We start from the raw sequence: 5,502 nt of genomic DNA on the forward strand, positions 1-5,502 counted from the left end.
GTTTATAATATTGAGAAAGCAGATTATTATTGGTATTACCTTATTAATAGTTTTATGGACAAACTCGTGTTTTGCCGGCCCCTCCTTACTAAGCCCAGGCCCGCGCATCGCAGTGGCTGTACATATTGATACTGCAGAAAAGGACATCTTTGGTGTTGAGCTCTTAGAATCAGGCATCAACCGTCTTGTGGAAGCTAAATTTAGCCTGCTGATGCTAGATGGAATGGTACTCTCCGGAAGTAGTGTCACAAGAGATTTAAGAAGATCAGGCATTGATGACTTCAATACCCCCGAACAATCTAAACTCAAAAGCTTCGGCCAGTTAAATGATGTATCTTATGTGCTCCTGCTTACCCTTCATCCACTCGACATTTCTGCTGACATTAAAGCATTTGACGTAAGTAAAGGCGATTATATTATCGGCAAAAAAATAACCCAGCTTAAAGAAGCTGAGCCTAAACCAGGTTTTATAGACAACATCGTATCAAAATTCTCCCATATGATTGACAGTGAACTTGATACGATAATAACCGTTATTACAAAATCCTGATAACTATCCTATTGACACACACCACATCTTTTACACCCCGCCGCGCATGGCGGGGTATTTTTTTCTGCCTGAGATTGCCGATACTCGGCCAATAGATACTCAGAATTGAAGCCCATATTTAAATTGTTCCAAGGCAAGACTTCATCCACACCTCTATTACGGTATAAATAAAACTCTTCAGCAACTTCATGGGTTTTAAGCGCTTGCTTCCAGCCCTTCACCCCACCGCCAGCCACAGCAGTGTCCAGCACCGGCCCAAGCCGCCGGTCACCTCTTGCCAACATACTTTGAATATAGGCCTCTTTAGGCTGCTCAATCAACACTTCTACCCCTTTTTGTGGCTTCAACGCGCTCTGAATATATTTTAATTTATCAGATACCTCTTTCATTGGTGCCATCGGCAACCACTGAAAGGGTGTAAACGGCTTAGGGATAAAGGGATTAATACTTAGCGTCAATAACCCCCTGCTGCCCAGACTTTCCATGTGTTTTTTTATATTATGAGCCATTTCCACAATAGCCTCAATATCTTGAGTTGTTTCCCCCGGCAGGCCAACCATAATATATAGCCTAACATGCGGAATACCAGCTGTCGCCGCAGCCGCTATTGCTTGATATATATGTTCATCACTGATTTGCTTATTGATTACCTTACGCATCCGCTCGCTGCCGGCTTCCGGTGCCAGTGTAATAGTTTTGTGACCACTGGCTGCCAAAGATTCAACTAATGCCGGGGTTAGAGAGTCAGCCCTGAGCGAAGCAACTGACATTGTTACCCCCTGACTTAAAATCATCTGGCATAATTTATCAATCTCAGGATAATCAGATATAGCAGCTCCCATAAGACCAACCTTAGCCTGCAGCAGCCTAGCTTTTTCCACACCTTCAGCAATCTGTGCCAATGACCGTACCCGTGGATTGCGGAAGCAATAACCAGCCATACAAAACCGACAATGTCTGCCACAGCCTCTGGCAACTTCGATTAGATACATATCTTTAAATTCAGTTTCAGACGTGACAATAACGGTCTGCCCAGGGTATCGCCCTAAATCTTTAATATATCGGCGCTTTACCTGTGCCGGCACCTTCACATGCCGTTTAAAATGTTCGATAACGCCGTCACGGCCGTATATAGGCTGATAAAACCGCGGCACATATATTCCTTCAATTTGGGACAGTTGGAGCAGGAGTTCTTCCCTGGACAGCCCACGCTGCTGGCTGTCATAATAGCTGTCCAGGAAATCCTGGATTACTTCTTCGCCTTCACCGACTATACAAGCATCAACGAAATCGGCTAATGGCTCAGGATTAAAGGTAGCACACGGACCACCAATAATCACCAATGGATCGCGATCTTTCCGGTCAACGGCTAATAGTGGGACCTTGCCTGTTCTGAGTATCGAAAGAAGATTAAAATAATCCATCTCAAATGAAACGGCAAAAGCAATCAATGGGAATTCATATAATGGAGTTTGATTCTCCAAACTCAGTAGCGGCGTGTTCGTTCGAATATACTCTGCCAACGTTTTCTTATCTGGTAAAAACAGACGTTCACAGGCAGTATCGCCCCGGCTGTTTATTTGTTCATAAATAATATGCAATCCCAGATTTGACATCCCAACATGATAAGTATTAGGGTAAACAAGGGCCATAGGCCGGCGGGATCCTGGTGCAAAAGCCAGTGTTCCCTGCTCAGCGGCTACAATTTTCTGCAAGCGTTCTTTCAGTTGCCACGACACGTTATCACATCCACCTGTAATGTCTCCCGATATTTACCGTTACTGGTAACATTACAATAGTATACAAATATATAACTAAAATTATAGCTGATATTTTAGGCCCAAATCCTCTGGGCACTATCTTCCCATGCGATGACCCGCCCAACAGTCAACGTTGCAGCAACATCAACAAGACGCTGATTCCGTGAACCCCGAAAAGCCAGGCCCAAATCACGTTCACTTGCACGATATAAGCCATCAATTAAAATATCCGTCTGTTTGAGCAATTGGCCTACGCCCTTATGGTTTACGGCCATAGCTGCCAGTTGCTCGAAGGTAAACCCACTATAGGAAACAATATCAAGTCCCAGGGATTTTAACCGCTTGGCCAGGTGTGCTAATGGTTCAGCCTGAAGAAACGGCTCACCGCCGGAAAAAGTCACTCCCCGTAATATTTTATTATGAGAAGCACTTTTTTCAATATAGTGGAAAAGATCCTCCAGCTTAGTGGTATAGCCACCATTTATGTCATGGGTGTCAGGATTATGACACCCATGACATTGATGCGGGCACCCCTGGGTGAAAATCACCAGCCTTAAGCCTGGCCCGTCAACAATGCTTTCTTCAGTTATTCCGGAAAGTCTAATCTCCATATTTATCCCAGCCTCAGATATGTCTTACACGTTGATTTAACTCATTTAACTTAGCATCATTAAACCGGTCAACAGTGCTTAAGTAGCCGGTAATACGGCGAACACGGCGAACACTGGTAGTACCGCACGACGGGCATTCCTCTGTGTCAATTACACCAATATGGCCGCAACCTTCACAGAAATCAACAGGATAATTAAAGCCGGCATAACCAAAATCACATTTACGCATATAGCGGATAATCTCTTCTAAAGCACCCAGATTATTGACAGGTGGAGCGCTAAATTCAACATAACTTATGTGTCCGGCATTAGCATACTTATGATAGACACCTTCAATACGGATTTTATCATAAACACTTATCGGGTAATTAACTGGAATATGGAAAGAGTTGGTGTAATACTCTTTATCAGTCACTCCAGGGATAATGCCATACTCACGGCGATCCATTTTTACAAATCGTCCTGACAGGCCTTCAGCAGGAGTAGCTAACAGCGTATAATTCAAATCGTAATGTTCAGCCGCCCGGTCTAGCTTATCACGCATAAAAGCAACAATCTCTTCACCCATGATTTGCGCTTCTTCATTTTCGCCATGGTGGTAACCAGTTAATGCAGTTAACGTTTCGGCCAAACCAATGAAGCCAACCGAAAGAGTGCCATGTTTGATAACATCCTCAATATAATCATTAGGTTTCAGGTTATCTGAATCTACGTAGATTCCCTGCCCCATTAAGAATGGCATATCACGAACTTTCAGTTTAGCCTGTACCTGATATCGATGAAAAAGCTGTTCGCAGGTTAAATCAATAAATTTTGCTAAACTCTGGTAAAACTTCATAAAATTACGCTCAGCTTTAATCGCCAGTCTCGGCAAATTAATCGTAGTAAAACTCAAGTTACCACGTCCGTCAGTAACTTCCGGACCGCAACGATTAGACATTACCCGGGTACGGCACCCCATGTAGCCAACCTGATCTCCATACTCCTTATTAAACGACGAATCCATAAAACTAAAGGTAGGATTAAGACGTTGAGCTGAAACACGAATCGCCAGCTTAAATAGATCATAATTCGGATCGCCCGGATTAAAGTTAACGCCTTCTTGCAGTCGGAAAATGATATTAGGGAAAATTGGGTTTTCGCCTCGCCCTAAACCTTTCTCATATGCTAGTAAAACATTCTTAGTTACAATTCGCCCGGCCGGAGAAGTATCTGTACCAATATTGAGACTAGAAAAAGGCACCTGCGCACCAGCCCGGGAATGCATACTGTTCAAATTATAAATTAATGCTTCCATGGCCTGATATACTTCTTCATTACTGGCTTTCTCCATAAACTTCGCCATATCGCGGTCAAAAAAAGCAAACGACTGGCCGCCATGCATATCATTTTGTGAGCTCTGTAAAATAATAGCAGCAAGTGCGGTGGCCGATGCAGGGCGTTTAGGAGATCGAATATAGCCATGACCATTATTAAAACCGCTATGCAAAAGTTTTCCCAGTGGGATCTGGACACAAGTCAGTGTCTTCCCATAAAAATCCAAATCATGAATATGATAGTCACCTTTAACATGGGCTTGCGCATATTTCTCTGGAATAAGGCGGTTTAAATAAAAAGACTTGCTGGCAGCACTGGCAATCTGCAGCATCTTGGCTGAAGGAGAATTTGAAACATTGGCATTTTCCCGACTGGTTTCAACTAATATCTCACCAACAGCATCCATAAGATCGGACTTAGCCTCCCGCATACGAGTCCGCTTATCTCTGTGCAAAATATATGCTTTAGCTGTTTTAGCATGGCCTGTTTCAATTAATGTTTTTTCAACAGCATCCTGGACATCTTCAACACTAAACAAGCCACCATTATATCTTTGCTTTAAAAACTTCAAAACTTCAAGTGTAAGTTCCAACGCCAACTGCCTATCTGCCCCGCCAACTGCCTTCGCGGCTTTGTAAATCGCCTCTGTTATCTTACTTTCATCAAAAGATAATTCCCGTCCATCACGTTTTTTTATCTTAGCAAACATTAATTCTCCCCCATATATTCAGCTTACTCTTTATGCTGAGCTTTCATTAGGCTCTCAAGTTCCTGCATAAAATTATTAATATCGGCAAATTGACGGTAAACTGAGGCAAACCGCACATATGCCACCTGATCAATCTCTTTTAGATGCTGCATTACAGCCTCGCCAATTTGGCGGGTTGAAACCTCTCGCTCACTTCTATTGCGAATCTCTTTTTCGATTTTACTTACAGCTATTTCAATAATATCAACAGGCACTGGCCGCTTTTCACAGGCTCTGACTATCCCCCCGAGCAGCTTGCCTCTGTCAAACATCTCACGGCGTCCATCTTTTTTAATTACCATTAACGGTATCTCTTCCACTACCTCATAGGTAGTAAAACGGCGGGCGCAAACCGAACATTCCCGGCGACGCCTAATGGAGTTCCCTTCATCGGCTGATCTGGAATCAATTACTTTGCTGTCAGCGGCTCCGCAAAATGGACAGCGCAAATTATCCACTCCCTTGATTACTCTGCTAAGTATGTTATAATATTTATAGCTCAGCAGACATCCACAC

At 43.4% G+C, this 5,502-nt stretch carries 5 protein-coding genes; 1 reads left to right on the forward strand and 4 read right to left on the reverse strand.

Going from position 1 to position 5,502, the window contains the following annotated elements; all coding sequences use genetic code 11:
* On the forward strand, nucleotides 1-550 hold a 550-nt coding region (locus tag VN379_RS22010; protein ID WP_325537878.1), incomplete at its 5' end, for a hypothetical protein.
* A gap of 8 nt (nucleotides 551-558) precedes the next feature.
* On the opposite strand, the gene VN379_RS22015 is transcribed toward VN379_RS22010, so the two are convergent.
* The 4 genes from VN379_RS22015 to nrdR all read right to left on the reverse strand — a co-directional run bounded on the left by VN379_RS22015 (nucleotide 559) and on the right by nrdR (nucleotide 5,435).
* Nucleotides 559-2,289: a TIGR03960 family B12-binding radical SAM protein gene (locus VN379_RS22015; RefSeq protein ID WP_325537880.1), complete on the reverse strand. Its 1,731-nt coding sequence runs from the start codon at nucleotides 2,287-2,289 to the stop codon at nucleotides 559-561.
* A gap of 95 nt (nucleotides 2,290-2,384) precedes the next feature.
* Nucleotides 2,385-2,921 carry an anaerobic ribonucleoside-triphosphate reductase activating protein gene (gene nrdG / locus VN379_RS22020; RefSeq protein ID WP_325537882.1) on the reverse strand — a complete coding sequence of 179 codons (537 nt, stop codon included), beginning with the start codon at nucleotides 2,919-2,921 and terminating at the stop codon, nucleotides 2,385-2,387.
* A gap of 13 nt (nucleotides 2,922-2,934) precedes the next feature.
* On the reverse strand, nucleotides 2,935-4,947 hold the full coding sequence (gene nrdD / locus VN379_RS22025; protein WP_325537884.1) for an anaerobic ribonucleoside-triphosphate reductase: 2,013 nt from the start codon (nucleotides 4,945-4,947) through the stop codon (nucleotides 2,935-2,937).
* A 23-nt stretch (nucleotides 4,948-4,970) separates the two neighbouring features.
* The gene (gene nrdR, locus VN379_RS22030) at nucleotides 4,971-5,435 is read right to left on the reverse strand and encodes a transcriptional regulator NrdR (RefSeq protein WP_325537886.1); all 465 of its coding nucleotides are present in this window, start codon (nucleotides 5,433-5,435) and stop codon (nucleotides 4,971-4,973) included.
* Nucleotides 5,436-5,502 lie beyond the last annotated feature (67 nt).

Source organism: Sporomusa sp., from assembly GCF_035561255.1.
Classification (GTDB): domain Bacteria; phylum Bacillota; class Negativicutes; order Sporomusales; family Sporomusaceae; genus Sporomusa.

What these genes read in the sequence shown, in the direction of transcription:
- nrdG (WP_325537882.1), bottom strand. Translation starts at nt 2,921, where the DNA reads ATGGAGATTAGACTTTCCGGAATAACTGAAGAAAGCATTGTTGACGGG.
- nrdD (WP_325537884.1), bottom strand. Translation starts at nt 4,947, where the DNA reads ATGTTTGCTAAGATAAAAAAACGTGATGGACGGGAATTATCTTTTGAT.